Origin of the sequence: Burkholderia sp. Bp9099 (assembly GCF_003857805.1) — a bacterium.
GTDB lineage: Bacteria > Pseudomonadota > Gammaproteobacteria > Burkholderiales > Burkholderiaceae > Burkholderia.
Map to the genome: position 1 here is coordinate 13,623 of NZ_QTPU01000050.1, position 24,851 is coordinate 38,473.

Genomic DNA, 24,851 nt, shown 5'->3' on the forward strand with positions numbered 1-24,851 from the left:
ACGAAAGCGAATGCGTGGGTTGACGGGCAACCCGGGGAACGCCCGTCGCGGCCGGCTCGCGTCGTTCGCGCGCCGGGGCGAGGGTTACGCGGGGTCGGGCTGCAGCAGCAGCCGCTCGATCACGCGCCGCGCGCGATTGGGGCCCGCGTCGACATGAATGTCGATCTGGCGGCAGTCCGGAAACCGCAACTGATTCCGGTATTGCGCTTCGATCACGGTCTTGTCTTCGTCGAACGTCGCCGCGGATTGCTCGATGACGGTTTGCGCGATGCGTTCGACGTCGTGTTGCGGATTGGTCGCGACGGTCCAGAAGTAGTGCGTCGTCGTTTCCGTCTCGGGCGTGATGCCGTGGAAGCCGCGCATGTGAAAACCGCCGCGCGCCGGGTCGTGAAGGTCGCCGGTGCCTGCGTCCATCGCGCCGGTCCAGATCCGGATATGCGACACGTGGAATTCGATTTCCTGCCAGCGGTCGACGCGGCCCGCGAACGGCCACGCGGCCGTGTAGGTCGGCGGCGGGTCGGACGCCGGCATCCGGCGGACCAGCGTCACCGTGTCGCCTTCGCTGCTGACGCGGGTTTCCGCGCCCATATGCAGCGGCGCGTTACCGCCGATCGTTTTCAGATGAACGTAGCCGAGGTGGCTCAGGTCCATCAGGTTGTCGTGAATCAGCTGATACGGCGCGTCGTAATGGTAGTGGCCGCCGCCGAACCGGTATTGCGGATCCGTGTGGAACGCATAGCGCGGCGGCGCGCAGGTCGGTTGGGCGTGCGCGTCGGCGCCGATCCAGATCCATACGATCGCGTCCTGCTCCCGCACCGGATACGACGCCACGCATGCCTTCGCCGGAATGCGTTCCTGGCCGGGAATCTCCACGCAGGTGCCGCCGCGGTCGAACAGCAGCCCGTGATAGCCGCAGCGCAGGCCGCGCGCCTCGAGCGAGCCGCACGACAGCGGCAGCGACTTGTGGCAGCAGCGATCCTCCAGCGCGCCGACTTCCCCGGACGGCAACCGGAACAGCACGACCGGACGGCCGAGCAGCGTGCGGGCGACGGGGCGGTCCGTCAGTTCGGATGACAGCGCGGCGACCCACCATCGGTCGACCGGGAATTGAGTAGTACTGATGGGTGCCTGGGCAGGTCGTTCCATTGATCGTCTCCAGTATTGTGGTTGGCCGCCGCGTATCGGGCGGTCCGTCTACAGATCGAGGACCAGCAGGTCGCTTCGCGATCGGGAGCAGCACGGCATGAACTGGTCGCCGGCCGCTTGTTCCGCTTCCGTCAGATACGAATCGCGATGATCGGGCTCGCCTTCGAGCACGCGCGTCATGCAGGTGCCGCATACGCCTTGTTCGCACGACGTCAGCACGTCGATGCCGTTGGCCGCCAGCGCCGCGATGACCGTGCATTCGGCCGGCACGTCGATCACCTTGCCGCTGCTCGCGATCCGGACCTGGAACGCGCGATCCGCGCCGGACGACTCGACCGCGCCGCCGAAGAACTCGTAGTGCAGCCGCGCTTCGGCCCAGTTGCGCTCGCGCGCGGCGTTCAGCACCGCATCCATGAACCCGCGCGGGCCGCATACGTACAGGTGCGTGCCGTCCGGCGCGGCGGCGAGCACCGCGGCGAGGTCGAAGCGTTGCGCGGGGGCGCCGTCGTCGACGTGGAAGCGGACGCGGTCATGGAACCCGGCGGCGTTGATCCGCTCGACGAAGGCCATGCGATCGGTCGAACGCGCGCAGTAGTGCATGTCGAACGGCAGGCCGGACGAGAACAGCCGTTCGGCCATGCTGAGGATCGGCGTGACGCCGATTCCGCCGGCGAGCAACAGGTGGTGCGGGGCGTCGGGCGCGAGCGGGAATTGATTGCGCGGCATGCCGATCCGCACGGTATCGCCTTGCCGGACTTCGTCGTGAATCGCGCGCGACCCGCCGCGGCCCTCGGCATCGCGCAGCACCGCGATCTGGTAGCGATCGCCGTGCTTCGGGTGGTTGCACAGCGAGTACTGGCGCACGAGCCCGCCCGGCAGATGCACGTCGATATGGGCGCCGGCGTCGAAGCGCGGCAGGGGCGAACCGTCGTCGCTGACGAATTCGAAGCCGCAGATGTCGCGCGCTTCCTGCCACTTGCGGGCCACGCGAACCGTCAGCGTCGCGGCGCTCATGACGCCTCCTTGATCTGCGCGACCGGAATCACGGGCCGCTGCGGGCTCGCCGCATTTTCCTCGGCGAGCAGCCGCTCGATCACCTTGCGCGACAGCACGCCGCCGGCGTCGATGTTGAGCTTGAGCAGCTTGCGCTCCGGCCACTGCTCGAGGTTGAGCTGCTGGCGCTCGAGCATCTCGAGGTCCTCGGCGAAGATCTTGCCCTGGCCTTCGCGGATCTCGGCGGTCAGCGCGTGATCGTCGGGCCGGAAGTTGCGCGCCATCCCCCAGAAGTACCAGATCGAGGTGTCCGTCTCCGGTGTGATGAAGTCGACCACGATCGACGACGCCTTCAGCTCCGCCGGCGCGTCGTAGCCGCCGTGGCCCGCATGCGCGACGCCCACTTCGATCATCACGTGGCTCGGCGGCGTGAAGCGGCAGATCTGCCAGCGGTCGACCGGCACGTCGTCGGCAAGGCCGTTGCCCCGCAGCGCCATCCGCCAGAACGGCGGCGGCATCACGTTCTCCATGAAGCGGCTGGTGACGACTTCGTCGCCATTGCTGGTGGTCTTCGGCGCGGCTTCGTCGATTTCCTTCTGGCCGATGCTCGTCGCATGCACGTAGGTCTCGTGCGTGAGGTCCATCAGGTTGTCGATCATCAGCCGGTAGTCGCAACGGATGTGATACAGGCCGCCGCCGTGCGCCCAGGCCGGATCTTCGGCCCATTGCAGCGCGGGCAGCCTGGCGGGATCGGCTTCGGACGCGTCGCCCGGCCAGACCCACACGAATCCGTACCGTTCGACCACCGGAAAGCTGCGGATCGGCGGGAAGCCGCCGACGCGCTGGCCCGGCATGCCGGCCGTCTTGCCGTTGCAGCCCATTTCGAGCCCGTGATAGCCGCACACGAGCACGCCGTCACGCACGAAGCCCAGCGACAGCGGCGCACCGCGGTGCGGGCAGAAATCCTCGAGCGCGGCGACCTGGCCGTCCGCCGCGCGGTAGAACACCATCGATTCGTTGCAAATCTTGCGTCCCAGCGGCTTGCCGTCGATCTCGTCGGGCGTGCAGGCCACATACCAAGCGTTCTTGAGAAACACGTTGTTCGTCTCCTTCAGGGCGGTGCCGCCGGTACGCGGCAACTCGTCATTCCGTGTACTGAATGTGATTCAGTGTACTCATTGAGATTGGCTGGAGCAAGGCGAGCGGTATACTGGTTTTCCCGGGAAATGGCGCGAGGCAGCGCCATGCCGTCGGCGCACGCAACGGCGTGCGCCGCCTATGTCATCGACTCATTCATGGAAAAAACGAATCCCGCCGACACGCCGGTTTTCCCGCTCGACCTGTACGACGAGCCCGGGCACCTGATCCGGCGCGCGCACCAGATCGCAGTCGCGATGTTCTACGAGAAGCTGGGCCGGGACGTGACGCCGGTGCAGTACGCGGTCCTGCGGATGCTCTACGAGTGCCCGGGGCTCGATCAGGTGACGCTCGCGCAGCGGGTGGCGCTTGACACGTCGACGACTGCCGATCTCGCGGTCCGGCTCGAGGCGAAAGGATTGATCGTCCGCGAAGTGCTGCCGCGGCGTCAGCGGCGCCTGCTGCTGACGCCGGCGGGCGTCGAGCTGCTCACGCACCTGATTCCGTCGGTGAAGGAATTGCGTGCCGGCCTGTTCGACGGCATGGGCGAGGACGATTCGCAGGAACTGATGCGCCTGTTGCGCAAGTTCGTCCATCTGAACAACGAGCAGAGCCGCGCGCCGCTGCGGGTGAGCGAGGAATCGTAGCGGCTCCGAGCCGCGCGCAACGATCGCGACGCAGCACGGCGGCCGCGCCCGCCGCCCGCCCGCGTCACGGGCGTGACGCTTCCCTCTCCAGCCGCCGCACCGCTTCCGCGACTTCGTTCCTGAAGCGCACCAGCGCCGCCTGCTCCGGCGCGGGCGGCTGCACGGCCGCCCACAGCATGTCGATCAACTGCGTGGCCGTCGTTTCCGTATCGAGCTTGCGGTGCCCGAGGATCGCATCCCACAGCACGTGCTCGATCGGCCCGAACACCATCGAGCGCAGCAGGCTCAGCGGCATGTCGCGGCGCACCTGCCCGGCCGCCTGGCCGCGCGCGAGCACGTCCATCAGCGGCGCCGTGTAGCGGCGCTGCAGCGCGGTGAGTTCGTCGCTCAGCGCATGCTGCTTCGCACGCCCCTCCGACAGCACCAGTGCGCACAACCCCGTCCCGTTCACGAGCATCAGCCGCAGGTGCGTGCGCACGATGAACGCGAACTGCTGTTGCACCGGCGCGTCCTGCGGCATCCCGAGTTCGAACGCGGCAATGATTTCGTCATACCAGTCGGCGATCACACGCGCGCACAGCTCGCGCTTGCCGCGGAAGTAGCTGAACACCGTCGCCTCCGACACGCCGACGCGCTGCGCGATCTCGGCGGCCGTCGCATGCTCGTAGCCCTTTTCGGCGAACACTTCGCGGCCGGCGCGCAGGATGTCCTGCACGCGCTGCTGGGACTTGCGCCCGGCGGGTGCGCGCGACGGCTCGGCGCGGTCGGCTTTGGCGGTGGCGGTCATGGTGTCGGCGGTAGCGGCTGTCATCTCGCAATGATATCTGAGTGTCACTCAAAAAACTATTGACGGCAAGCCGGACGAGGCGCGAAACTGTGCAAAATTTCCGCTGTATTGGCTTAATGAATCGACGCATTGATCCGATTTGAGCGAAACTCAGAAATCGGCGCGTGCGACCCACTTTCTGGAGACGGAGGAGACATGATCAACCTGCCCGGTGTGCAATTCATGCTCGGTGAGGACATCGAGATGCTGCGCGACGCCGTCGCGACGTTCGCGGCGAAGGAAATCACGCCGCGCGCGGCGGAGGTCGACCACACCGACCAGTTTCCGATGGATCTGTGGAAGAAGTTCGGCGATCTCGGCGTGCTCGGCATGACGGTGGCCGAGGAATACGGCGGCGCGAACATGGGCTACACCGCGCACATGGTCGCGATGGAGGAGATCTCGCGCGCATCGGCGTCGATCGGCCTGTCGTACGGCGCGCACTCGAACCTGTGCGTGAACCAGATCCACCGCAACGGCACCGACGCGCAAAAGCAGAAGTACCTGCCGAAGCTCGTGTCGGGCGAACACATCGGCGCGCTCGCGATGAGCGAGCCGAACGCGGGCTCCGACGTCGTCAGCATGAAGCTGCGCGCGGACAAGCGCGGCGACCGTTACGTGCTCAACGGCACGAAGATGTGGATCACCAACGGCCCCGACTGTGACACGCTCGTCGTCTACGCGAAGACGGACATCGACGCCGGCCCGCGCGGCATCACCGCATTCATCGTCGAGAAGGGGATGAAGGGCTTCTCGGTCGCGCAGAAGCTCGACAAGCTCGGCATGCGCGGGTCGCACACGGGCGAACTCGTGTTCCAGGACGTCGAGGTGCCGGAGGAGAACATCCTCGGCCAGCTCAACGGCGGCGTGAAGGTGCTGATGAGCGGCCTCGACTACGAACGCGCGGTGCTGTCGGGCGGCCCGACGGGCATCATGGCCGCGTGTCTCGACGCGGTGGTGCCGTATATCCACGACCGCAAGCAGTTCGGCCAGTCGATCGGCGAATTCCAGCTGATCCAGGGCAAGGTCGCCGACATGTACACCACGTTCCAGGCGTGCCGCGCGTACCTGTACGCGGTCGGCCGCCATCTCGACTCGGCGGGCAGCGACCACATCCGCCAGGTGCGCAAGGACTGCGCGGGCGTGATCCTCTACACGGCCGAGAAGGCGACGTGGATGGCCGGCGAGGCGATCCAGATCCTCGGCGGCAACGGCTACATCAACGAATACCCGGTCGGGCGCCTGTGGCGCGACGCGAAGCTCTACGAGATCGGCGCCGGCACGAGCGAGATCCGCCGGATGCTGATCGGCCGCGAGCTGTTCGCGGAAACGATGTAACGCCCCACGTCACGCGAACGGAGCCCCGTCGATGCCGATCATCGAATCGAAACTGAACCCGCGTTCGGAAGAATTCCGCGCGAACGCCGCGGCGCTGGAGGCGGTCGTCGCCGACCTGCGCGCGAAGATCGAACAGCTCGCGCAAGGCGGCGGCCCGGCCGCGCGCGACAAGCACCTGTCGCGCGGCAAGCTGCTGCCGCGCGACCGCATCGCGCAACTGCTCGATCCGGGTGCGCCGTTCCTCGAGCTATCGCAGCTCGCGGCGAACGGCATGTACAACGACGACGCGCCGGGCGCGGGCGTGATCACCGGGATCGGCCGGATCGCGGGCCGCGAGTGCGTGATCGTGTGCAACGACGCGACGGTCAAGGGCGGCACCTACTACCCGATGACCGTGAAGAAGCACGTGCGCGCGCAGGAAATCGCCGCGGAAAACCGGCTGCCGTGCGTGTATCTCGTCGATTCGGGCGGCGCGAACCTGCCGAACCAGGACGACGTGTTTCCCGATCGCGATCACTTCGGCCGCATCTTCTTCAACCAGGCGACGATGTCCGCCGCGGGGATCGCGCAGATCGCGGTCGTGATGGGCTCGTGCACGGCGGGCGGCGCGTATGTGCCGGCGATGAGCGACGAGTCGATCATCGTGAAGAACCAGGGCACGATTTTCCTCGGCGGCCCGCCGCTCGTGAAGGCCGCGACCGGCGAGGAAGTGAGCGCCGAGGATCTCGGCGGCGGCGACGTGCACACGCGCCTGTCGGGCGTGGCCGACCACCTCGCGCAGAACGACGCGCATGCGCTGTCGATCGCGCGCAACATCGTCGGTCACCTCGCGCCGAAGATCGCGTCGCCGGTGGCGCTGCGCGAACCGAAGCCCCCGCGCTACGACGCGAAGAGCCTGTACGGCGTGATTCCGGTCGACACGCGCAAGCCGTTCGACGTGCGCGAGGTGATCGCGCGCATCGTCGATGATTCGGAGTTCGATGAATTCAAGGCGCGCTTCGGCACGACGCTCGTCACGGGCTTCGCGCACATCTGGGGCCATCCGGTCGGGATCGTCGCGAACAACGGCATCCTGTTCTCCGAATCGGCCGTGAAGGGCGCGCATTTCATCGAGCTGTGCTGCCAGCGCAAGATTCCGCTCGTGTTCCTGCAGAACATCACGGGCTTCATGGTCGGCCGCAAGTACGAGAACGAAGGCATCGCGCGGCATGGCGCGAAGATGGTGACGGCCGTGTCGAACGCGAAGGTGCCGAAGTTCACCGTGATCATCGGCGGTTCGTTCGGCGCCGGCAACTACGGGATGTGCGGCCGCGCATTCGGCCCGCGTTTCCTGTGGATGTGGCCGAACGCGCGGATCTCGGTGATGGGCGGCGAGCAGGCGGCGTCGGTGCTCGCGACCGTGCGCCGCGACGGCATCGAGGCAAAGGGCGGCGCGTGGTCGGCCGAGGACGAAGAGGCATTCAAGCAGCCGATCCGCGACCAGTACGAGCGCCAGGGGCATCCGTACTACGCGAGTGCGCGCTTGTGGGACGACGGCGTGATCGACCCCGCGCAGACGCGCGACGTGCTGGGCCTCGGCCTCGCCGCGTCGATGAACGCGCCGATCGACGACACGCGCTTCGGCGTGTTCCGCATGTAACGGCCGGGAGGGCTGACCGATGCGATACGAAACGATCAAGGTAAGCGAAGCCGGCCGCGTGGCGACCGTCACGCTCGCGCGGCCCGACGTGCGCAACGCGTTCAACGAGACGACGATCGCCGAGCTGACCACCGCGTTCGAATGGCTCGACGCGCACGCCGGCGTGCGTGCGATCGTGCTCGCCGCGGAAGGCGTGGCGTTCTGCGCGGGCGCGGACCTGAACTGGATGAAGAAGATGGCCGGTTACTCGGACGACGAGAACCGCGCCGACGCGCGCAAGCTCGCGCGCATGCTCGAGGCGATCCATCGCTGCGGCAAGCCGGTGATCGCGCGCGTGCGCGGCGATGCGTATGCGGGCGGCGTGGGTCTCGTCGCGGCGGCCGACATCGCGATCGCCGCCGACGGCGTGAAGTTTTGCCTGTCCGAAGCGCGGCTCGGGCTGATTCCCGCGACGATCGCGCCGTACGTCGTGCGGGCGATGGGCGAGCGCGCGGCGCGCCGCTACTTCACGACGGCCGAGGTGTTCGACAGCGCGCGCGCCGCGTCGCTCGGCTTCATTCACGACGCGGTGCCGGCCGATGCGCTCGACGAAACGGTCGCGAAGCTGGCCGCGACGCTCGTCGCGAACGGCCCCGACGCCGTGCAGGCGTGCAAGCGGCTCGTCGCCGACGTGGCCGGCCGGCCGCTCGACGCGACGCTGATCGAGCAGACGGCCGACTGGATCGCGCGCACCCGCGCCGGCGCGGAAGCGCGCGAAGGGATCGCGTCCTTCCTCGAGAAACGCACGCCTTCGTGGCGTGAATGACGGCGTGCCCCTAACTTTCCGGACGACATCGAAGCCATGTTCGACAAGATTCTGATCGCCAACCGCGGTGAAATCGCCTGCCGCGTCGCCGCGACGTGCAAACGTCTCGGGATCGCGAGCGTCGCCGTCTATTCCGACGCGGACGCGAACGCGAAGCACGTCGCCGCATGCGACGAAGCCGTGCACATCGGCGGCGCGGCGGCCGCGGACAGCTACCTGCGCATCGAGCGCATCATCGAGGCCGCGCGCGCGACCGGTGCGCAGGCCATCCATCCGGGCTACGGCTTCCTGTCGGAGAACGAGGATTTCGCGCATGCCTGCGAGGCGGCCGGCATCGCGTTCATCGGGCCGCCGGTCGACGCGATCGCGGCGATGGGCTCGAAGGCTGCCGCCAAGGCGCTGATGCACGCGGCCGCGGTACCGCTCGTGCCCGGCTATCACGGCGACGACCAGGACGCGGCGAACCTGCATCTCGAAGCCGACGAGATCGGCTACCCGGTGCTGCTGAAGGCGAGCGCGGGCGGCGGCGGCAAGGGCATGCGCGTGGTCGAGCGCTCCGAGGACTTCCCGGCGGCGCTCGCGTCGTGCCAGCGCGAGGCCGCGAGCAGCTTCGGCAACGACCGCGTGCTGATCGAGAAATACCTGACGCGCCCGCGTCACGTCGAAGTGCAGGTGTTCGGCGACACGCACGGCAACACCGTCTACCTGTTCGATCGCGACTGCTCGGTGCAGCGCCGTCACCAGAAGGTGCTCGAGGAAGCGCCGGCGCCGGGGCTGCATGAAGACGTGCGCCAGGCGATGGGCGAGGCGGCCGTCGCGGCCGCGCGCGCGGTGAATTACGTCGGTGCGGGCACCGTCGAGTTCATCATGACGGGCGAAGCGTTCTACTTCATGGAAATGAACACGCGCCTGCAGGTCGAGCATCCGGTCACCGAGATGGTCACGGGGCTCGATCTCGTCGAATGGCAGCTGCGCGTCGCAGCGGGCGAGCCGCTGCCGCTGAAGCAGGACGAACTGCGCGTGCAGGGTCATGCGATCGAGGCGCGTCTTTACGCGGAGAATCCGGCGCGCGGCTTCCTGCCGTCCACCGGCACGCTGAAGCACCTGCGGCTGCCGGAAGGCGTCGAGTTCGCGATCGGCGCGCCGGTGCGAGTCGACAGCGGCGTGCGCGAGGGCGACGCGATCACGCCGTTCTACGATCCGATGATCGCGAAGCTGATCGTGCACGGCGCGGACCGCGCGGAAGCGCTCGGCCGGATGCTGCGCGCGCTGCGGGCCTGCGAGGTGGTGGGCCTGCACACGAATGCCGCGTTCCTGCAGCGGATCGTCACCTGCGGGCCGTTTGCGAGCGCCGATCTCGACACGGGCCTGATCGAGCGCAACCACGATGCGCTGTTCGCACCGCAACAGCCGCCGCGCGCGACGCTCGCGCTGGCCTGCGCGGCACTGCTCGCGCGCGAACGCGGCGCGGCCGCACGGGAAGGCGCGTCGCCGTGGGGCGCGCTGCCGGACTGGCGGCTGAACGGCGGCTATCGCCGCACGCTCGAATGGCATGCGCCCGATCGCGAAGCGGACGTGACGGTCACCTACGAGGACGACGGCGGCAGCACGCGCCTCGCCACCGGCGACGCGGCCGCGCAGCCGTTCGCGTGGACGCGCGGCGCGACGCCGCTCGACTTCGACGTGACGCTCGACGGCGTGCGCAGCAGCGGCCGCGTGTATGCGGACGGCGACAGTTTCCACGTGTTCACGCAGGGTGTCGCCGAGACCTTCGAATGGCGCAACGTGCTCGCGCACGCGGGCGATGCCGAGCATGGCGGCGGCCGCCTCACTGCGCCGATGCCCGGCAAGGTGATCGCGGTGCTGGTCGAGCCGGGCCAGAAGGTCGAGGCCGGCACGCCGCTGATCGTGATGGAGGCGATGAAGATGGAGCACACGATCGGCGCGCCCGGCGCGGGTGTCGTCGCGGAAGTGCTGTACGGCGTCGGCGACCAGGTCGCGGATGGCGCGCAGTTGCTGATGATGGCGGAAGATTGAGTGACGTGTGTGCGTGAGAGCCGCTGCCGACTCTCACGGATGGCGCAAGCTCCGCGCTTCGATGCAGAAAAAGGCCCGGCGTCGCAGCGGTGACCGACGCCGGCCATCGTGGCTCGTGCTGCTGAATCGTTACGGCAGCATCCTGTAGCGGGATGTCCGACGCAAATGCATCAGGACGATATCCGCATTTCGCGTTGACGGTCGCTTTCGTTGCCTGCAGAAAAAAACAATGATACGCACGCAACGCTGTCGAGGCTTTTGACAATTCAACTGTTTCCAACTGTTGACCGGCGGCACAGCGGCACCGTTTCGCACTGGTCGTTTGCTGCAACGGTTGTTGAAGAATTGACAGCCGGCTTGTCCGGGCTGCTTCGTCAAGCCAAGCCGGCTTCTTCCTCTTGTAAATGAAGGGGGGCGAGCCACAGTAACCATCGTTTGCAAGCGTCAAAAAGGTCAGGCCGGCTCGAGAAGTGGTCGCATCTTCCTGCCCGCGTTCGAGTGATTAGGCTACGGTAACAGCCGGGGTGCAGCATGTGCGCTGCACACTCATCAAATGAGCGTTGCCGAGAGACGAATCGAGATGACGAAGAAATATAATTACGGGGTGCATGGAAACCTTACGCCACCAGAACTTTTTTTCCTGATTGTTATCGACGTAGCCTGCGATGAATTGGGTATCGACGACGCGGTCGGGATCGCAATGATTTTGCTGGGGCAACGATTCGTGCCGACAAGGGGAAAGTTTGGCGGAGCGGTCAAGGGAACCTCGATCGCATCGCGGGTTTCGCGGAGATTGCTGCCTTATGAGGTCAAGCACAAAATTTTGCCGACGGTGACGTCATTCAAGAGTCTTGTGCTTCTGAAGGTCAAATTTACCAGGGAACTCGGTGTATTTGTCGGGCGGGCCGTGCCGGTGGTTGGATGGGTTATTACCGCTGCCGACATATCGATCATAATGTATCGTTCTGCAGTCAAGTACAATGACTTGGTCAAGCCGGAGGATCGCATCTAATGGATGCTCGTCTAATCGAGATGGTGCGGGATGAAGCTGACTCACCATTGTGGGGCGAGCTCGAAATTTCTCCGGAAACAGATCTCTGTGTCGATCTCGAAATTTCCGATCGGGCTATGTTGCGGCTAATGAGAAGGCTTTCGGATGAATTCGGTGTTGATATGTCGGACTTCGATATAGATTATTACTATCCGTCGAGAAAAATGCGATTCGGTCAGTTTTTGATGGAGGTGCTGAGATCTCCGTTCAGTGCCGGCGCCAGGGATAAAATACTGGAGCGTCCGCTGACCATTAAAATGATGGAGTCTGCAATCGAGACCGGACGATGGAGGATATAACCGGTGCGAAAGCATCGCGTGTTGCGTCGGTACTTTCCAAAAGCGAAAAGGAGCCTGGAAGAAGAGAAGTTCCTGGGGGACGATCGTTAAAGGGAGCTCTGGCGCGGGAGCCCGGTGCACGGCGATGATGTCCTCATCGGTTTAGCGACGGGCGAAGGCATTCGCCGGCGTGCCCTTCAGCCACGCGAGCCTTGGCCCTTGAACCCAGCGCTGTACCAGCAGTGTCATGTGAGCTCGGCTGAAACCGCTAAAGCGTCGCAGATAGCGCAGCACGAGCCCGCGGTGAGGCCGCTTGAGCTGATCGTAGCGAAAGCGCCGCAGCACGGACGCGACCCATTCGCGACGTTCGTGAGGGCACGCGGCGGGTGCAAAGTCGAGCGTCCGTGTGCCGTCGAGGACGGCGCGCACTTGGCCCAGGGCGCGGATTTGCGATTCGTTCAAATTGATGATCATCCGCCCTGGTGCTCCAGTGTCGGTCAATTCGCGCGTGTCGGGCCAACAACCGGCTCCTGTTCCATTGTAAACGCTGCCGCATCGCGTATGACCATGCCTGACAGTCTGGCGGCCGGCGCTCCGCTAGACTGGCGGATTGCTCACGTGGCCATTGCCGTGAGCTACACTGCATCCATTCAATCACGCCCCCGCCGACGAGATGAAGTCTCCTGCCCTGAACGGCCTGCGCATCGGTATCACGATCGGCCTGCGCGCCCCCGACGAAAGCCTGTGGATCAACGGCATCAAGCAGAACGCGTTGTTTCTCGCGAAGTTGTTGATGGCGTCGCCGCATGGGTATCGCGTGACGCTGGTCAACACGACCGACGTGGCGCTTACCGACGCGCTGCCTTGGGATCGCCGCGTATACGACACGCGCGCGTTCGCCGACATGAAGGATGCGCTCGACGTGGTGATCGAGCTGGGCGGTCAGATCGACGGCGAGCAGACGGCCTACCTGAAGGCGCGCGGCGCGAAGATCGTCAGCTACTGCTGCGGCTTCGAGTACATCACCTCGATGGAATCGATACTGTTCGGCCGCCGCATGTGGGATTCGCTGTTCATCAACCGCGGCTACGACGAATTGTGGGCCATTCCGCAGATCGCGGAGTCGTCGTTGCCGTTCCTGCAGTCGCTGCGCCGTTGCCCGGGGCGCGTCGTGCCGTTCGTGTGGGACCCGATGTGTCTGGAGGCGCGTGCGCAATCGCTGCCGGAGCGTGGCGAATACCGGCCGCGCAGCGAACCGGGCAAGCGGCTGACGGTGATGGAGCCGAACCACAACGTCGTGAAGTTCTGCATGTATCCGATGCTGATCATCGACGAGGCGTATCGCCGCGACCCCGACGCGATCTGCTTCACGCACGTGACGAACGCCGATCGCCTCGCGCACAACAGCCCCGAGTTCGTGACGCTGATGAACTACCTGGACATCGTGCGCGCGGGCAAGGCGAGCTTCGTCGGGCGTTTCGACACGCCGTTGTTCCTGGCCGACATGACCGACATCGTCGTGTCGCATCAATGGGCGAACCCGCTCAACTATTTCTATTTCGACGTGTGCTGGCAGGGTTATCCGCTCGTGCACAACGCGAGCCTCGTGCCGGACCTCGGCTACTACTATCCTGGCAACGACGTGCAGAAGGGCACCGAGGCGCTGCTGCACGTGCTGCATACGCACGACGACGACTGGCAAGGGTATGCGCGGCGGCAGCGCGAGATCCTGCGCCGCTATACGTCGGCGAACCCCGCGCTCGTCGCAGACTACGATGCGCTGCTCGCGAACCTGATCGGCGCGACGGCGGCATAAGGCAGCACGACGCGGCACGCGCCGCCGCCTGCGGCCAGCGGGTGCATTCGATCGCGATTTGCGCGATCGAGGCGGTCGGCTCGATTTCGCCGCCTGCCGTCAACCGGATTGACCCGGGTTAATGTCTGAAGAAATGAGCCGTTAAAAAAGAAACCGCCGAACCGGGGAGATTCGACGGTTTTTGAAGGCACGAATTTGACGGCTCCGAGGGAAGTCCGTCAAAAATAATTTTATAGGTTAACTAGTCGGAAAGATTGTTAAATATCTTTCGATGGATGGTTGTCGTATAATTCGACTTAATTATTGTCGTTCAAATCAGCCGGATTATCATTCAAATATTTTCAATATCGTTTGAAACGGTAAAATTGAATTCTGTGGAGACCGAATGCGTCGTCGCAATGCAATGGCTGCACGGTTTGCCAGCAGTTGCGAGGAATCCGGCCGTCGGGTCCGGGTCGCGTTTCGCTGGCGCGCATTTGTCATATGATATTTCAAACATCCGATTTTTGAAACGGGTCTTGCGATAAATCGATTCACCCGAAGATGTTCGGATGGGGCAAATAACCAGTATCGGTCGGAGTATCGTCGACGTTTTTGTGTAACCTGTCGCACTGTTGTCGACGTGCGCGTGTGGTGTATTTTCGGTGTTTGAATATCATTGACAATATCTGATTTGACGGCACGCCGGAATAAAAAGTACGCTCCCGAAAAAGATCGAAAAAGAGGTTGGGCCGGGTAGGCGGTGGTGCGCGTCGTGGTCGGCTCGCGCCACATGTATCGAGAGCGCGGGCCGTCATCGGCGGTCCGACAATTGCCGGAGCGCCGGATGAATGCGGTCGAACCTCGCCTGGAGGCGAACAGCGTAGCGAATCGGGACGAGATCGATCTCGTATTCGGCGCGCCTGACGATCACCCCGACCTTGCGTCGGTACGCAGTTTCGTCGAAAGCCGGCTCGGATTCGCGCGAGAGCCGGTTTGCCGCGCCGATTTGTCGGGCGGCGTGCTGTATCACGAATGCCTCGCGCGGCTGCGCTGGGGCGCGCGCGATGTCTTGCCGCCGCTCGCGTTCCTGCCGCGCCTCGAATCGCTCGGGCTGATGCGCTGGTTCGACCGGCTCGTGGTGGGCCGGACGATCGACGCGCTGCGCGCCGATCCGAAGGCCGTGTACGGCTGCAACGTCACGGCGACGAGCGCGGTCGTGGACGACGCGTGGCTCGCGCTGTTCAGGCGGCTCGAGCGCGAGCCGTCGGTCGCGGCGCGGCTGGTCGTCGAAATCACCGAGACGGGGCCGCTGAACCCCGTCGCGGGCCGGTCGTTCGTGAACCGGTTCCGCCAGGCCGGGTGCCGCGTCGCGATCGACGATTTCGGCGTCGGCTTCAGCGCGCTGAACAACCTGGTGGTCGGCAATCCCGACATCGTGAAGCTCGACAGGTCGGTCCTGTCGCTGATCAAGCGCAACGCGATCGGGCGCTACCAGTTTCGCCGGCTGATCGCGTTCGCGCACGAAAGCGCGCGGCACGTCGTCGTCGAAGGCGTGGAGAACGAGATCGACCGGCAGATCATCCTGGATTCCGGCGTCTCATGGGCGCAGGGCATCCGCTTTACATGGCGGTCACCGGCCGCCGCATGACGCTGCGGCGCGGGCGCGGCGCGCCGGCATCGGACAACGAAGAATTGAATAGGGGCGTGGGCATGGCGGCGACGAAGAAGGCCGGGCACGGAACGGGCACGCAGGCGGCCGATGCGCGCGAGCTCGTCGCGATCGCCGAACTGGCCGAGATGCTGGAGCAACTCGGCGCCGACGCGATTGACGCGACCGTTGCACCGGTCGACGTCATGCCGTTTCTCCACGGCCTGAAGGACGTCTCGCAACACATTCACCGGATGAAGCCGCTCGATGCCGACGGTCGCGAGCGCGCGGCGCGACACTATTTCGCCGGTGTGTTCGCGGGCGCTTGCGGCGACGATTCGGCGATCGCATGCGGCGTATCGGGCAGCCTGGCGCAACAGGCCGGCGCTGTCGGCCCCGCGGCGGCACGTTGTTTCGCGAGGCTTGCGCGCATCGGCCGGCGGCATGGCCGTGCGTTCGCCGAGCGACGCGGGCAGCGTGTGCCGGCTTGACGCCGGTTCGCGCATCAAGTCCTCGTCAGGTTCTCGTCATACTCTTCAGGAGTACTGCCGGTTGCGTCGCGCGGCAAGGTCACTCGTCAATCCTTCCCGAATCCACCCAGCACGAGCGCCAGCGCACGGTCGACCGCATCGTCCCAGCGGCCCGGATGCGCGGCGCGCACGATCCGGATGCCCGGGTACAGCGCGGTACGCGAGCCGGTTTCCCAGCGCGCATCGGCTTTCGGGCTCAGCAGCAGGACGGCCGGCACGCCCAGCGCGCCGGCCAGGTGGATGTGCGCGGTGCAGGTGGTGACCACGGCGTCCATCGCGAGCATCAGTGCGGCCAGATCGCTGAAATCGCCGATCGCGTGATGCGGGAACGTGACCGGCAGATCCGACGGCTCGGACTGTGCGGCGATGTCGCGGTTCATGCAGTACGCGGCATGGCCGCGCAGCCGCGCGAGCGGTGCGAGGTCGCGCAGGCTGGCCGCGCGCAGGAAGCGCGCATCGCTTTCGTCGCGGCCGCGCCAGTTGAGGCCGATGCGGCGCGTGCCCGGCGCGTTGCCGTCGCGCGCGACGCGTTCGCGCCATGCCGCCGCCCGTTCGGGCGGGCACGACAGGTAGGCGGCCGGCGCGCCGGCCGGTGCCGGCGCGTAGCCGAACTGCGCGGCCAGCACCAGGAACGAACACCAGTAGTCGTGAGCGATCTGCGACGTGTCGACCCACGCGCCGTGTGCGGCGACGACTTCGATGCGCGGGAACGTATGGCGCATCAGGTCGGCCAGCGCGGCGGGGACGATGACCGTCACCGCCACGCCGTCGAGCGCGTCGAGCGCATGCAGGTAGCGCGCGTACTGGAGCTGGTCGCCGACCCCGCCGTAGCTGATCACGAGCAGCCGCTTGCCGTGCAGCGGCTGGCCGTCGTAGAGCCGTTCCGTCGGCAGCCCGAACCGTGCGGCCGTCAGCACGTTCTCGCTGGCGATGGTCGCGCGCGCGGCTTCGTCGCGTCGGCCGGCACGCAGCAGCAGCGCCGAGCGCGCGAGTTCGACGCGCCCGCGCAGCGCGTCGGGCAGCGCGGCCGGTTCGCCGATGCGTTCGAGTGCCGCGAGCCCGGCATCGGGCGCGCCGGCGAAGCCGTAGCACGACGCGAGCTGGAACGCGATCGCATCGTCGTCGAGGCCCCGGCCGCGCGCGCACAGCCAGCGGGCGATCGCGTGGCCCCATTCGCAGCGGGATTCGTGGTCGAGCGCGCGGTTCCAGTGCGTTTCGGGCGCGTCGTCGGTCTCGGCTGACACGGCGGCATTCGCGTCATCGTTTGCGCGGGCGGATACGCGGCCGACGGGCTCGCCCGAGATGAACAGGCGTTGCCGGTCCCAGTGCGGGTTCGGCACGCACAACAGATTCGGCCCGTCGAACCGGTAGAACGTGTAATCGAGGCCGGCGAACGTATCGATGACGCGTGCGTCATCCGCGTTCCGGCAGGCGATCCAGCACCACGGCAGATGCGTTTCGATCAGCAGGCGCGCGCCGCGCAGCGCGTCGATCTCCATCCCGTCGATGTCGAGCTTCAGGAAATCGAGGCGCGGCAGGCCGAGCGAATCGAGCCTGACGGTCGGGGCGGGCGTGCCGTCGGCCGCGTGCGCGTCGACGCGTGCGGCCGGTTCGGCGCCGGCGGGGTGCCCGCCGTCTACGTCGGGCACCGTCATCGTGCCGTTGCGGCTCGCGAGCCCCATGTTCAGCAGATGAAGGTTGTCGAGCCGGTTGAGCGCAACGGTGCCGCCGAGCGCATGGAACAGCGTGCGCCGCGGCTCGAACGCATGGACGTGGCCGCCGCGAGCGCGCAAGCGTTGCGCGATCGGCACGCAGACGAGTCCGGCATTGGCCCCGCCGTCCACCGCGAGCGCGCCGTCGGGCAACTGGTCGATCACCTGCATGATCGTGTCGAGTTCGCCCTGGTTGTGCGGCCGGCCGGTCTCCAGCAGCGCGTCGGCCTGCCGCGTGCTGTGCCGGTCGATGACGAACGGGCCGTGGATCGAATCGATCACGACGAAGTGGCGGACGGTGTGCTTCATGAACGGAGGGCGAACGGGCGCGGTCAGCCGAGCGCGCGCCCGGCGAACAGGCGCTGGATCTGCCCGGAATACGCGCGGACGTTGTGGTCGGCGAGCGTGTCGACCTGCTGCAGGCAGCGGCGGGCCGCTGCCGCGTAGTCGTCGAGCCGCGCGTCGTGCGTCTGCGCGGCGGTCGCGATCGCGCGTGCCGCGTCGAAGATCTCGAAGTCCGGGTAGTAATAGCCGACGTCGCGCAGGAACGGCGAGTTGTGCACGAGCGGATAGTTGCCGTACAGCGCGTCGTACAGCAGGTAGTTCAGGCCGTTTTCCCAATGGTGCGACACGACGATGTCGGTGTGATGCGCGGCCCACGCGACGAACGGCGCGCGCACGTCGGCCGTCGCCTTGCCGTCGCGCACCATCTCGAGCCCGAGCGCGAGATGCTTGAAGGCGACGTTTTCCTTCTTGTCGAACGTGTTGGTCATGTACACGTGTTCGACGAGCTCAGGATGCTCGACGTAGCACGCGTTCGCGGCCAGCATCGGCACGATCGAACTCTTCACGACGTTCAGGTTCGGCTCGAAGAACGCGATGCGCTTGGCCGGACCGTGGTTGCGGTAGCCGAAGCGCGCCTTCAGCTCGGGGTCGGCGTCGAGGCTGCGTTCGATGAAGTACGGCGACCAGATGTGCGGCAGCTCGATCACCGGCGCGCGATATACGGCCTGGAAGTAGGCCGCGCACGTGTGCATGTGCTGCGGGTTGGTCCAGATCTCGTCGAACTGCACGCGGTTCGGGTTCGGCCGCCAGTTGTTCTTCTCGAAATTGATCGTCTCGACCGCGATCACGTAGTCGTTGCCGAAGCGATACGACACGCACTTGCCGCCGCGCCGGCGCACCGCGTCCGTGTGCGACGGGTCGACGAACGCGTTCATCTCGATCAGCAGGTCGGTCAGGTGGACGATCGCCGACAGCGGGCGCAGCGCGTCGCCGAACGCGTCCATCATCAGCGCCTGCGGGTAGTCGGTGATGCCGTCGTCGTGCGCGAGCCACACTTCGCCGATCAGCGGCGAGCGCTTCAGCAGCATGTACAGGTACACGCAATGCTGGTTCGCGCCGTTGTACCAGATCGACTGCGTCGCGTCGCGCTGCACGTTCATCGTAATCGCGACATTGATTTTCATCGGCGGCTCCGGGCGGACGGTGCGCGTCAAGCGTCGCGATAGAGCGACGCGATCGCGTCGGAATACGCGGCGACGTTGTCGGGGTTGTAGATGCTGACCGAGTCGAGCACGTGCTTCGATTGCTCGCGGTATGCATCCAGATTCGCGTCGTGTTCGGCAAATGCCTGCAGCAGCGCGCGGCCGCCGGCCTGGCAGTCGAAGTCCGGATAGAAATACCCGGCCTTGCCGAGGAACGGCGAGTTGTGGATCAGCGGATAGTCGCCGTACAGCAGTTCGTAGTACAGGTAGTTCTGCGCGTTTTCCCACGTGTGCGACACCACCGCGTCGCCGTAGGCGGCCATGAACTCGTACACCGCGTAGCGGCTTTCGAACGTCGTGATCCCGTGGTTCACGATATCGAGACTCTTCGCGAAATGAACGAACGTCGTATGCTCCTTCAGGTGCAGCGTATTGCACACGCGCACGAATTCGACGAAATCGGGCTTCGCGCGATACGCTTCCTCGGTCACCAGCATCGGGATGATGCTCGTCTTCACCATGCAGATGTTCGGCTCGAACATCGTCACGCGCCAGCGCGGCTTGCCGGGCTGATAGCCGAACGACAAACCGGCGCCGAGCGTCGCGCGCGCCTTGTCGAACAGCATTGGATGCCAGATGTGCGGGACGATCGTCACCGGCGCGCGCAGGCCCGTCTGGTAATAGTGCAGGCACGAGCGCTCGAATTCCGGAATCGTCCAGACCGCGTCGTACGGCGCGCCCGAGAACAGGAAGCCCGACGGCTTGTCGAACATCGCGCGTTCGATGTCGATCACGTAGTCGTTGCCGACCCGCATCGTGACGACCTTGCCGCCGCGGTCGCGGAACGCGCGCAGGTAGTCGGCGCCGAACTGCGCGCTCATTTCGATCAGCACGTCGCAGCGCTCGAGCGCTTCGTCCATCGACAGCAGCGGCACGTCCCATTCGCCGAGCATCATCTGCGGATCGGCGAGCTGTTCGCCGCCGTTCACCATCACGGCTTCAGCGACGAGCGGCGACTGGCGCAGCAACAGGATCAGCAGCAGGCAGTTCTGGAAGATGCCGTTTTCCCACAGCGACTGGCCGGCGCCGCGCACGAACAGCGACACGCCGACGACGAGACGCTTGCCCTCGCCGGGCGCTTGACGGGCATTGGAGTCCGACATGCGTATTCTCCGGTTCAGGCGACCAGACGCGAGACGAACGCGTCGAGGTTCGCGGGGTTGTCGATCGAGACCGACCGCAGCAGCCGGTCGGCTTTCGCGCGGTAGTCGTCGAGCTGCTCGTCGTGATGCAGCCAGGCATCGAGCAGCACGCGGCCGCCCGCGGCGGAATCGAAGTCCGGGTAGTAGTAGCCGGCGTCGCCGATCAGCGTCGAGTTGTGGATCAGCGGATAACCGCCATACAGCACGTCGTAGTACAGATAGTTCTGCGCGTTTTCCCAGTGATGGGACACGACGGCGTCCGCGTGGCGCGCCATGAAGCCCGGCAGGTCGATGCGCGGCTCGAACGTCGCCTTGTGATGGCGCACGAGGTCGAGGCTGTTCGCGAAGTGCACGAAGGTCGGATGGGCCTTCATGTGCATCGAGTTGACGACGAACAGATGCTGCACGGCGTCCGGATGCGCGCGGTAGAGTTCGTCGCACGCGAGCATCGGGTAGTGGCAGGACTTCACGACCGAGATGTTCGGCTCGAGCGTGGCGAGATTCCACGGGCGACGGCCGGGCCGATAGCCGAACGTCAGGCCTTCGCTCGCCAGCGCGGCGATGCGGCGATCGAGGAAGTACGGCGACCAGATATGCGGCATCAGGTGCACCGGCGCGCGCAACAGGGTTTGCAGCATCGGTGCGCCGGTCTTCTCGTACTGCGGCAGCAGCCATACTTCGTCGAACGGCGTGTCGTTGAAGATGTGTCCCGACGGCTTGCCGAAGATCGGTGTTTCACCCAGGCCGGCGTAGACGTGTCCGCAGAAGAAGGCGACGAGTTTCTTGCCGAGCGCCTTCATGTGCCTGCGCCATTCGAGCGGCAATTGCGCGCCCATCTCGATCACGACGTCGAGGTCGTGCGTGACGTCGGAAGGCTTCACGAGCGGCACGTCGAGGCCGTCGAGATCGAGCCCGGCCGGAAACGCGTTGGCGTCGCCGCCGTTCAGGAAATAGACGGGGCCGACGCGATCGGAGCGCTTGAGCATCATCGCGAGGAACGCGATGTTCTGGTGAATGCCGTTTTCCCAGATCGCCTGGCCGTCCCGCGCAAACAGCGAGATGCCGACGGCCGGCCGTTGCTTGCGGGTGCCGCCCGAGGCGGCTTGATTGATGTCCGTCACCGGTTGGTTTCCTCTGCGGCGTCGTGCGTTCGGCCGTGGCCGCGAAACGGCGCGCCGTGGATTGTCGTGGTTGTGTTCGCGCCGGCGCGCGCCGGAATATGCGTCGAGCGGCGCGGATCGCGGGGCGGCCGCCGGATTCCGGTGTGTCGTCGGGCGGGTCACGGCGCGCGACGCGGGCGGAACGCCTCGGCAGCTGTCTGCGGCGATTGTGGCACGGAAGGCGCCGTCTTGTGGAGGGGGCCTGACGAACTTTGACATAGCCGCCCGCGCGGGAGCCGGGGCCCCGGCGAAGCGGGGTCGGTGCGGTCGGGCGGGGTGGCTGCGCGTTGCCGGTCGAGGCCGTCGCGTGCGGGCGCGGGGTGCGCCGGGGCCGCGACGGCCGGCTGCTCAGCGCTGCAGCGAGATCTCGACGCGGCGGTTGCTCGCGCGGCCTTCGGCCGTCGCGTTGGACGCGACCGGATCGGCACTGCCGCGGCCCGTGACCGACACGGCCTGCGCTTTCAGTCCGTGTGCCTTCAGGTAGCTTGCGACGGTTTCCGCGCGGCGCTTCGACAGCGCGAGATTGGCGGCGTCGTTGCCGACCGAATCCGTATGGCCGGTGACCGTCACCTGCGTGTACGTGCGGTCTTCGCGTTCGTTCAGCAACTTGTCGAGCGACGCGCGCGCGGCCGGCGTGAGCGTGGCCATGCCCGTCGCGAACAGCGCGTCGCCCGCGAGGTTGACGTGTTCGACCGCGGCGGGCGCGGGGGCCGGCTCGGCCGCCGACGCAGCTTGGGCCGGCGCGGCACCGCACTGGAACACCAGCGTCGCGGGATCGGAATTGTCGCGCAGCGCGCGGGCGGAATCGACGGTGCGCACCGGCTGGTCGCCGCAGATCTTGCGGGCGGCCTTCATGCAGGTCTGCGGGCCCGACAGCAGGCCGTGGCAGTCCACCTGGAAGGTGCGCACGCCGTCGCGTGGCTGCAGTTCGGAGGCACTGAAGGTCGGGCCGGATGCGGTCGAGCACGCGGCGAGGGCCAGCGCGGAAAGCGCGAGCGCAAGAGCGAGTTTGTTCACGGTTACGTCCTCAATACTTGGGTTGACTGAAGCCCGCCGCGCGTTGCGCGGCGGGCTCGTCCTGCCGTCGGGGCCCCCTGGCGCCGCCGGCTCGCGAGCCGGCGGCGTGGCGGCGCGACGGGTTACTTCCACTGGTACAGCATGCCGGCGCCGATCACCTTCTGACCGCCGCTGAAGCCGCCGTTGATCGACGCCTTCAGGTTCTCCGTGATGCGCGCCTGCATGTTGACCGCCATCGCCTTCTGGCCGAGGAAGGTCGACGTGCCGATACCCATCCCGAAGTTGGCGTCGCGATCGAGCTGCGGGATCGACGCCATCGCGCCGACGGCCGCGATACCCTGCTTCGCCATCTGGTCGGTCTGCTGCAGTTGCGAACCCAGCGCGTTGATCTGCCCTTGCTGGCCGGACAAGGCGGTCGACAGCGTCGTCTGCACCTGCGTCAGCTGGTTCACGTTCACCGCGTCGGTGCCTTGCGTACCCGGCGCGACGTTCGTGATCTGGCGCTGCTGCGTGTCGCTGCCGACCGACACCACGTTCGAGCGACCGCCGTCGTTCGAATTCGCGCCGATCGCCACCGAGTTCGAGCCGGCGGTGACGGTCGGCCGGTCGTTGCCGGTGCCGTTCATGTCGGCCGCGATGCCGGTGTTGTTCGCCGCACGTGTCGTGTTGTTGTTGATCGTGGTCGACAACTGGTTCACCTGATCGCCAAGGTTCGTCACGCCGGTCGACAGCGAAGCCACCGTGCTGTTCGTCGTGCTCAGGCCGGTCGACAGCGAGCCGATGCCGGTCGAGGTCGACGTCGACAACGACGTGAGGTTGCTGTTCGTCGAGCTGAGGCCCGTCGACAGCGAGTTGATCGCCGTCGAGGTCGACGTGGACAACGACGTGAGGTTGCTGTTGGTCGAGCTGAGGCCCGTGGACAGCGAACCGATACCGGTCGACAGCGACGCGATATTCGACGCGGTCGACGTGGACAGGCTGTTGACCGCCTGGTTCGTCGCGTTGAGCTGGCTGCCGTTGATCGCGTCCGTGCTGGTGGCCGATACCCGGCCTGCCGCGACGTTCGTGATCTGGCGTTCCGCACCCGGTGCGCCGACGCTGAAGACGCCCACTGGCGAGGTGCCGTAGACCGGGTACGTGATGCCGCCCACCGTGACGCTCGATACGCCGACGGCGTTGCCCGTGGTCGAGTTCGCGCCCATCGCGATCGAGTTGGCGACATTGGCCTGCGCGTTCGTGCCGAAGGCGAGGGCGTCGGTTGCCGTGGCCTTCGCATTCGAGCCGTAGGCCTGGGCGCCGATCGCGCTGGCCGTCGCCTGATTGCCGAGCGCGATCGTGTTGTCCGCGGTGGCCTGGTTTGCGCTGCCGAGGGCGAGCGCGCTGTTGCCGGTTGCCGTGTTCGCGTTGCCGAGTGCCACTGCGCCGGTGCCGGTCGCCGTGTCGTTCGCGCCCAGTGCCACTGCGCCGGTGCCCGTCGCGATGCTCGGGTCGCCGATCGCGACCGCGCCGTCGCCGCTCGCGGTGTTGCCGGAGCCGATCGACACCGCCTTGCCGCCGGTGGCCGATGCGTTCTGGCCGATGGCGACCGCGCCCGCCGTCTGCGCGTTCGAGCCGTCGCCGACTGCCACGCTGCTGGCGCCTGCCGCGCTGGCGTTCACGCCGGCTGCCAGCGAGTTGACGCCCGTCGCGCCGTCGTTGGCGTAGTTGCCTTGCTGCGTGCCGTTGTCGTTGACGCTGTAGTAGTGCGTCTTCGCGGCTTCGATCGCGGTCGAGGTCGAGGTGGACAGCGACGTGATCGAGCTGGTGGCCGTCGAGAGACCCGTCGAGGTCGAAGTGGACAGCGACAGGATCGTGCTGGTGGCCGTCGAGAGACCGGTCGAGGTCGACGTGGACAACGAGTTGATCGAGCTGGTTGCCGACGACAGGCCGGTCGAGGTCGACGTGGACAGCGAGCTGATCGAGCTGGTCGCCGACGAGAGGCCGGTCGACGTCGAGGTGGACAGCGACGCCACCGAGCTGTCGGTCGAGCTCAGGCCCGTGGACAGCGACGTGACGCTGCTTGCGGTCGACGTGGACAACGACGTCAGCGAGCTGTTGGTCGAGCTGAGGCTGGTGGACAGCGAGCCGATCGAGCTGGTCGCGGACGACAGGCCCGTCGAGGTCGAGGTGGACAGCGAGCTGATCGAGCTGGTTGCCGAGGACAGGCCGGTCGACGTGGAGGTCGAGAGCGATGCCACGGTGCTATCGGTCGAACTCAGGCCCGTGGACAACGAGTTGATGCCGGTCGAAGTCGAGGTCGACAACGAGCTGATCGAGCTGGTCGCCGAGGACAAGCCGGTCGACAGCGAGCTGATGCCCGTCGAGGTCGAGGTGGACAGCGAGCTGATCGAACTGGTCGCC

21 protein-coding genes are annotated in these 24,851 nt (G+C 66.4%); 10 read left to right on the forward strand and 11 right to left on the reverse strand.

Annotation, left to right across the window (positions count from 1 at the left end):
• Window positions 1-84: 84 nt before the first annotated feature.
• The 3 genes from DIE17_RS35115 to DIE17_RS35125 are packed head-to-tail and all read right to left on the reverse strand — an operon-like array spanning window position 85 to window position 3,236.
• The gene (locus DIE17_RS35115) at window positions 85-1,146 is read right to left on the reverse strand and encodes an aromatic ring-hydroxylating dioxygenase subunit alpha (protein WP_124921765.1); all 1,062 of its coding nucleotides are present in this window, start codon (window positions 1,144-1,146) and stop codon (window positions 85-87) included.
• A gap of 48 nt (window positions 1,147-1,194) precedes the next feature.
• On the reverse strand, window positions 1,195-2,160 hold the full coding sequence (locus DIE17_RS35120) for a PDR/VanB family oxidoreductase (protein WP_124921766.1): 966 nt from the start codon (window positions 2,158-2,160) through the stop codon (window positions 1,195-1,197).
• Window positions 2,157-3,236: an aromatic ring-hydroxylating dioxygenase subunit alpha gene (locus DIE17_RS35125; RefSeq protein ID WP_124529980.1), complete on the reverse strand. Its 1,080-nt coding sequence runs from the start codon at window positions 3,234-3,236 to the stop codon at window positions 2,157-2,159. The genes DIE17_RS35120 and DIE17_RS35125 overlap by 4 nt, the downstream gene beginning before the upstream one ends.
• 198 nt (window positions 3,237-3,434) lie before the next feature.
• Between DIE17_RS35125 and DIE17_RS35130 the strand changes: the two genes are divergently transcribed.
• Window positions 3,435-3,923: a MarR family winged helix-turn-helix transcriptional regulator gene (locus tag DIE17_RS35130; RefSeq protein WP_044847436.1), complete on the forward strand. Its 489-nt coding sequence runs from the start codon at window positions 3,435-3,437 to the stop codon at window positions 3,921-3,923.
• A 64-nt stretch (window positions 3,924-3,987) separates the two neighbouring features.
• Here the strand turns inward: DIE17_RS35130 and DIE17_RS35135 are convergent, their stop codons facing one another.
• On the reverse strand, window positions 3,988-4,734 hold the full coding sequence (locus tag DIE17_RS35135; protein ID WP_124921767.1) for a TetR/AcrR family transcriptional regulator: 747 nt from the start codon (window positions 4,732-4,734) through the stop codon (window positions 3,988-3,990).
• A gap of 171 nt (window positions 4,735-4,905) precedes the next feature.
• On the opposite strand from DIE17_RS35135, the gene DIE17_RS35140 reads away from it, so the two are divergent.
• The 6 genes from DIE17_RS35140 to DIE17_RS35165 all read left to right on the forward strand — a co-directional run bounded on the left by DIE17_RS35140 (window position 4,906) and on the right by DIE17_RS35165 (window position 11,918).
• Window positions 4,906-6,087, forward strand: a complete 1,182-nt coding sequence (locus DIE17_RS35140) for an isovaleryl-CoA dehydrogenase (protein ID WP_124921768.1) — start codon at window positions 4,906-4,908, stop codon at window positions 6,085-6,087.
• A gap of 31 nt (window positions 6,088-6,118) precedes the next feature.
• The gene (locus DIE17_RS35145; RefSeq protein ID WP_124488648.1) at window positions 6,119-7,726 is read left to right on the forward strand and encodes a carboxyl transferase domain-containing protein; all 1,608 of its coding nucleotides are present in this window, start codon (window positions 6,119-6,121) and stop codon (window positions 7,724-7,726) included.
• 19 nt (window positions 7,727-7,745) lie between these two features.
• On the forward strand, window positions 7,746-8,531 hold the full coding sequence (locus DIE17_RS35150) for an enoyl-CoA hydratase/isomerase family protein (protein WP_124921769.1): 786 nt from the start codon (window positions 7,746-7,748) through the stop codon (window positions 8,529-8,531).
• A gap of 36 nt (window positions 8,532-8,567) precedes the next feature.
• Complete coding sequence (locus DIE17_RS35155) at window positions 8,568-10,568, forward strand: acetyl/propionyl/methylcrotonyl-CoA carboxylase subunit alpha (protein ID WP_124488646.1); 2,001 nt, start codon at window positions 8,568-8,570, stop codon at window positions 10,566-10,568.
• A 580-nt stretch (window positions 10,569-11,148) separates the two neighbouring features.
• On the forward strand, window positions 11,149-11,580 hold the full coding sequence (locus tag DIE17_RS35160) for an STM2901 family protein (RefSeq protein WP_124488645.1): 432 nt from the start codon (window positions 11,149-11,151) through the stop codon (window positions 11,578-11,580).
• Window positions 11,580-11,918, forward strand: coding sequence for a DUF1493 family protein (locus DIE17_RS35165; protein WP_124488644.1), 339 nt, complete (start codon window positions 11,580-11,582; stop codon window positions 11,916-11,918). The genes DIE17_RS35160 and DIE17_RS35165 overlap by 1 nt, the downstream gene beginning before the upstream one ends.
• 141 nt (window positions 11,919-12,059) lie before the next feature.
• Here the strand turns inward: DIE17_RS35165 and DIE17_RS35170 are convergent, their stop codons facing one another.
• Window positions 12,060-12,371 carry a hypothetical protein gene (locus DIE17_RS35170; RefSeq protein WP_124921770.1) on the reverse strand — a complete coding sequence of 104 codons (312 nt, stop codon included), beginning with the start codon at window positions 12,369-12,371 and terminating at the stop codon, window positions 12,060-12,062.
• 199 nt (window positions 12,372-12,570) lie between these two features.
• Here DIE17_RS35170 and DIE17_RS35175 point away from each other — a divergent pair, with 199 nt between their 5' ends.
• From DIE17_RS35175 to DIE17_RS35185, 3 genes are all read left to right on the forward strand, one after another.
• On the forward strand, window positions 12,571-13,713 hold the full coding sequence (locus tag DIE17_RS35175; protein WP_124488642.1) for a DUF2827 domain-containing protein: 1,143 nt from the start codon (window positions 12,571-12,573) through the stop codon (window positions 13,711-13,713).
• Between the two features lie 826 nt (window positions 13,714-14,539).
• The gene (locus tag DIE17_RS35180) at window positions 14,540-15,343 is read left to right on the forward strand and encodes an EAL domain-containing protein (protein WP_044847404.1); all 804 of its coding nucleotides are present in this window, start codon (window positions 14,540-14,542) and stop codon (window positions 15,341-15,343) included.
• 62 nt (window positions 15,344-15,405) lie between these two features.
• Window positions 15,406-15,834 (forward strand): hypothetical protein, encoded by a 429-nt coding sequence (locus DIE17_RS35185; RefSeq protein WP_124523341.1) that lies wholly within the window; start codon window positions 15,406-15,408, stop codon window positions 15,832-15,834.
• A gap of 86 nt (window positions 15,835-15,920) precedes the next feature.
• On the opposite strand, the gene DIE17_RS35190 is transcribed toward DIE17_RS35185, so the two are convergent.
• From DIE17_RS35190 to DIE17_RS35215, 6 genes are all read right to left on the reverse strand, one after another.
• Window positions 15,921-17,894 (reverse strand): FkbM family methyltransferase, encoded by a 1,974-nt coding sequence (locus DIE17_RS35190; protein ID WP_124921771.1) that lies wholly within the window; start codon window positions 17,892-17,894, stop codon window positions 15,921-15,923.
• 23 nt (window positions 17,895-17,917) lie between these two features.
• A complete protein-coding gene (locus tag DIE17_RS35195; RefSeq protein ID WP_124921772.1) occupies window positions 17,918-19,054 on the reverse strand; it encodes a DUF2827 family protein in 1,137 nt (378 codons plus the stop codon).
• Between the two features lie 26 nt (window positions 19,055-19,080).
• Window positions 19,081-20,235 carry a DUF2827 domain-containing protein gene (locus DIE17_RS35200; protein ID WP_124667865.1) on the reverse strand — a complete coding sequence of 385 codons (1,155 nt, stop codon included), beginning with the start codon at window positions 20,233-20,235 and terminating at the stop codon, window positions 19,081-19,083.
• Between the two features lie 14 nt (window positions 20,236-20,249).
• Window positions 20,250-21,395 (reverse strand): DUF2827 domain-containing protein, encoded by a 1,146-nt coding sequence (locus DIE17_RS35205; protein ID WP_124667864.1) that lies wholly within the window; start codon window positions 21,393-21,395, stop codon window positions 20,250-20,252.
• A 387-nt stretch (window positions 21,396-21,782) separates the two neighbouring features.
• Window positions 21,783-22,451 carry an OmpA family protein gene (locus DIE17_RS35210; RefSeq protein ID WP_124921773.1) on the reverse strand — a complete coding sequence of 223 codons (669 nt, stop codon included), beginning with the start codon at window positions 22,449-22,451 and terminating at the stop codon, window positions 21,783-21,785.
• 122 nt (window positions 22,452-22,573) lie between these two features.
• Window positions 22,574-24,851, reverse strand: a 2,278-nt coding sequence (locus DIE17_RS35215; RefSeq protein ID WP_185735423.1) for a YadA family autotransporter adhesin, incomplete at its 5' end; no start/stop codon positions are given.

Excerpts from the sequence above, each read along its gene's own strand:
- DIE17_RS35115 (WP_124921765.1), bottom strand. The coding sequence starts at position 1,146 with ATGGAACGACCTGCCCAGGCACCCATCAGTACTACTCAATTCCCGGTC.
- DIE17_RS35120 (WP_124921766.1), bottom strand. The coding sequence starts at position 2,160 with ATGAGCGCCGCGACGCTGACGGTTCGCGTGGCCCGCAAGTGGCAGGAA.
- DIE17_RS35130 (WP_044847436.1), top strand. The coding sequence starts at position 3,435 with ATGGAAAAAACGAATCCCGCCGACACGCCGGTTTTCCCGCTCGACCTG.
- DIE17_RS35135 (WP_124921767.1), bottom strand. The coding sequence starts at position 4,734 with ATGACAGCCGCTACCGCCGACACCATGACCGCCACCGCCAAAGCCGAC.
- DIE17_RS35140 (WP_124921768.1), top strand. The coding sequence starts at position 4,906 with ATGATCAACCTGCCCGGTGTGCAATTCATGCTCGGTGAGGACATCGAG.
- DIE17_RS35145 (WP_124488648.1), top strand. The coding sequence starts at position 6,119 with ATGCCGATCATCGAATCGAAACTGAACCCGCGTTCGGAAGAATTCCGC.
- DIE17_RS35150 (WP_124921769.1), top strand. The coding sequence starts at position 7,746 with ATGCGATACGAAACGATCAAGGTAAGCGAAGCCGGCCGCGTGGCGACC.
- DIE17_RS35155 (WP_124488646.1), top strand. The coding sequence starts at position 8,568 with ATGTTCGACAAGATTCTGATCGCCAACCGCGGTGAAATCGCCTGCCGC.
- DIE17_RS35160 (WP_124488645.1), top strand. The coding sequence starts at position 11,149 with ATGACGAAGAAATATAATTACGGGGTGCATGGAAACCTTACGCCACCA.
- DIE17_RS35165 (WP_124488644.1), top strand. The coding sequence starts at position 11,580 with ATGGATGCTCGTCTAATCGAGATGGTGCGGGATGAAGCTGACTCACCA.
- DIE17_RS35170 (WP_124921770.1), bottom strand. The coding sequence starts at position 12,371 with ATGATCATCAATTTGAACGAATCGCAAATCCGCGCCCTGGGCCAAGTG.
- DIE17_RS35175 (WP_124488642.1), top strand. The coding sequence starts at position 12,571 with ATGAAGTCTCCTGCCCTGAACGGCCTGCGCATCGGTATCACGATCGGC.
- DIE17_RS35180 (WP_044847404.1), top strand. The coding sequence starts at position 14,540 with ATGAATGCGGTCGAACCTCGCCTGGAGGCGAACAGCGTAGCGAATCGG.
- DIE17_RS35185 (WP_124523341.1), top strand. The coding sequence starts at position 15,406 with ATGGCGGCGACGAAGAAGGCCGGGCACGGAACGGGCACGCAGGCGGCC.
- DIE17_RS35190 (WP_124921771.1), bottom strand. The coding sequence starts at position 17,894 with ATGAAGCACACCGTCCGCCACTTCGTCGTGATCGATTCGATCCACGGC.
- DIE17_RS35195 (WP_124921772.1), bottom strand. The coding sequence starts at position 19,054 with ATGAAAATCAATGTCGCGATTACGATGAACGTGCAGCGCGACGCGACG.
- DIE17_RS35200 (WP_124667865.1), bottom strand. The coding sequence starts at position 20,235 with ATGTCGGACTCCAATGCCCGTCAAGCGCCCGGCGAGGGCAAGCGTCTC.